A 3,567-nucleotide genomic window follows, 5' to 3' on the forward strand; every position below is an offset into this window, starting at 1 on the left:
ACCAGAGCCAGCGGCGGCCGTTGGCGAAGGCCCTTGCGGCCGAGAAACCGGCTGATCTGGGCGCGATGACGCGGCTCCGAGGCCACCGACCCCGAGGCTTGCGAGGCGCTCATGCGCCCCCAATGCAAACAAAACGCCGCCACGCAACGAATCACCAGGCCGAGCGCCCGGGGACTCAGGCCGGCCGGACGAAGAAACTGTTTGATTCCGGGGAGTCCTTCTTGCACAATCATGACCGAGACTCCTTCCGGTTGGTGATCACCCGGCCTCACGGCCCAACCGATCCGGCCGGGGGAGTCTCGTTTTTCTATCCCGGCCCACTCTCCTCAGCAAAAAGCGCAACTTCAAAACTGGCGCGTCGGGCTATGGTTGCACCGGGCTTTGGGTTTGGGAAGCGGTCACATCTTTTCATCCGGAACCACCCGCAGTCATAGCCCGACGCGCCAGCGAGGGTACCGCGATTCCCGGTGGTCCAACGGCTCCCCGACGGGCAATGGCCGAGTTCGGAGGCGTGTGGCGAGTAAGAGAAGGCTAATCGATTCTGTGGGCCGCCACACTAACCAGAACTCTGCTCTGATTGCCATTGCGAGCATCGATTTCACGCCGGAAGTCCGCGCTCCGCTGCGAAGACTCCGCGTCGCGGTTTCACAAAAACAACCAAGAATCACACGAAGTTGGTCACGGTCAGGTTGGTCAGCGGCAAGGTCAGGTTGTCCGCGCCGAGGGTGTTGAAGCCGAGGCCGCCGTCGATGGTCGAGCCGGCGGCCAGGAACACCGGGATGCTGTTGGCGTCACCGTTGGAGGGAACCCCGGTTTTGGTGCCGAGGATGAGTTTGTCGTTGCCCGCGCCGGTCTTGATGGTCACCTTGCCCGTGAACGTGGCGGCCGGGCCGCCCGGCACGCCGACCCCGCTGCCGAGGTCGATGATGTCGTCCCCGGCGCCGGTGTCGGCCGTGAAGGTCTTGGCGAATGTCGATCCGCCGCCCGTGGTCATATCAGTGCCGCCATCCACGTAGACCACGTCATTCCCGGCCAGCGAGGTGACCGACACGTCCCCGGCCGCCTGCACGTTCACGAAGGTTGTCGTGTCGTTGCCGTTGCCGGTCTTCACGGTCAGTTTGCCCCCGAAGTCGGTGGCGTTTGATGTGCTGGAAAGGATGACGTTGTTCTGCCCGTCGCCCAGGTTGAAGTTCGAGTCGCCGGTGACGGTGAACAGGTTCCCCATCTGGACGAGGTCGTTCCCGGCGCCGCCGGTGACCGTCAGGTTCTTGGCATAGGTGGTGGCGGCGCCGGTCGTGTTCTGGTTCACCGACACCGAGTATCCCTTCAAGCTCACGTTGCCGTTGAATGTCTTGGGACCGCCGTTCACCATCAGGTTGGCCGAGCCGCGCGTCGCCGAGAACGCGCTGTCGCCGGCGATGGTTGACGCCGTTGCCGAGCTGTTGGTCAGTTGGACATTGGTGTTGTGGCCGCCGGTCACGGTGAACTTGCCGCCGAGCGAGAAGGCGCCGGTGGCGACCATCCCGGCAAACGCGTCGCCGTAAACGGCGGTCACCGACACGTCTTTCGCAATCGTCAGCGGCGTCACCGCGCCGATACTGACTGCGTTCAGGGTGGCATTTGTCGCCCCACTGACGGTCAGCTTGCCGGACAGCGTTGCCGCGTCGGAGTTGATGACGGCCTGGGCGCCGCCTCCGGCGGAGGTCACCGACACATCCTTGGCCACGGTGGCGCCGGTTCCCCCGACCGCGTTGATATTCAGAACCGCCAGCCTCGCGCCCGCGAGCTTGATGCCGCCCGCCAGTTGCAAATTCGCATTCGCCGTGGAGAGCCCCGCGTTGCCGACGGAACTGGTCGCGGTGATATCCCCGCCCACCTTGATCAGTGCCGTCACGGGAGTCGGGGGAACCGTCGCCGGCGGCGGCGACGCCAAGAACTGAACAGAGGCGCTGATAAGTCCGTTGACGGTGATGCCCTTGTTGAAGGTCAGGTCGTCGAGGCCCCCTTTGCTTAACTGGGCGCCGCTTTTCTTGCTGACCAAGCTGACGCTGCCGCCGACCAATCCCTTCTCCAAAATCACGGATTGGTCACCGACACTCGTGGAGGCCAGATTGCCGCCCAGTTGAAGCGACTCGAAATCGGCCGAGGAGATCGTGCCAACCGGGGACGTGGCCGCGAGGGTGAGGTTCTTGGAGATGTTAAAATCACCGGAACCGTCGACCGTCAGGCCATCCCCGGCGGTCAGCGCCAGATTGGCGACCGTCAGCCCGTCGTGAGTGACACCGCCCACGGTCGTGCTGGTGGTGTTGTTGGTGAGATTGACAAACAGATTGCTCGCCTTCAGATCGCCAAAGGTGGTGAAGGAGCCGGTGTTGGCGACGATGTTCGTCGTCCCCTCGGTCCCCGTGAGAGTCACGCCGCCGGCCGAGACGACCACTTCATCGTTCGCGTTAAACGTGACGTCGCCGCGACCGCCGGCGACGGTCAGGCCGGTTTTGCCGTTGATGGTCGCGTTGTCGAGATTGAGGGTGTCGTCGCCGTCGAGGGCTTTGTAGCTCCCCCCGCCGGTGACGACGGTCGTGCCGAGCAAGCTCAGGGTGCTGTCGCCGAAGCCCGCGTCGAAATTAAGGTTCTTCGAGGCGGTCACTGTCGTGAGTTGCAGGGTGTCGATGCCGATGCCCGACTTGGCCGTCACATCGCCCGCCACAGTCGCGTTGGTCAGGCCGATCGAGGTGGCGCCGTTGCCCGCCGAGACGTTGAAGGCGCCGTTGATCGCCGTGGCGGCGCCCGCGCCAAGCTGGCCGATGCTGATGCTGTCCGCCCCTTCGCCGCCGGTGTAGGAGAATCCGCCGAGGGTGATCGGGCTGGCGGTGGTGGTCAGGGTCACGGTGTTGGCGCCGTCCCCGCCGTCGATGGTCAGGGCGCCGGGGAGATTGAAGGCGAAGCCGGTGTCCAGCGAGACGGAGTCGTCGCCCCCCTTGAGCATCATCTTGACGGAAGTGATGGCCCCTGCCGTGGTCGTGTTCCCGTTGGCTGTTCCGCCGACCACCGTGTTGTTCTCCCCGGTGATGGAGAGCAGGCCTCCGGGAAGCTGCTTGATGATGAACGACTCGGCATCATCCGTCCCGGTGATGGTGAGGACGCCGCCGGTGACAGCGGTCGTGAGAGTTCCGGCCGGGTTTTCCCGTTGCTCCAGTGTTTCGAGTTGCAACAGGCCGCGACGACGGACGGAGGGACGGAGGCTCATGATTAACCCTTTTAGGCAAGGCGGGCGGGCCGCCAGAATGAAAAATCGAACGTGGGGGGTGACGAATCGATTTGTTGAGTTTACCTGAATGCGCGAAAATGGGAATAATGGGTAATTCGCATTTGTGAAGCCGCGACGCGGAGTCTTCGCCACGGAACGCGGACTTCCGGCGTGTGTCGATTGCAACACATCATCCGAACCCGTGAAGCCGCGACGCGGAGTCTTCGGAGCGGAGCGCGAACTTCCTGTGTCAAATAATTGCCATTGCGATCAGCGATTTCACGCCGGAAGTCCGCGCTCCGCTCCGAAGACTCCGCGTC

At 63.7% G+C, this 3,567-nt stretch carries 2 protein-coding genes; both read right to left on the reverse strand.

The window, feature by feature from the left end; all coding sequences use genetic code 11:
• Positions 1-233: hypothetical protein (locus BGIM_RS67600; RefSeq protein WP_040892100.1), on the reverse strand; the 233-nt coding region annotated here is incomplete at its 3' end.
• 431 nt (positions 234-664) lie between these two features.
• Positions 665-3,247 carry a beta strand repeat-containing protein gene (locus BGIM_RS0143120; RefSeq protein WP_020475788.1) on the reverse strand — a complete coding sequence of 861 codons (2,583 nt, stop codon included), beginning with the start codon at positions 3,245-3,247 and terminating at the stop codon, positions 665-667.
• Positions 3,248-3,567 lie beyond the last annotated feature (320 nt).

The sequence above is a fragment of the Zavarzinella formosa DSM 19928 genome (genome assembly GCF_000255705.1).
Lineage (GTDB): Bacteria > Planctomycetota > Planctomycetia > Gemmatales > Gemmataceae > Zavarzinella > Zavarzinella formosa.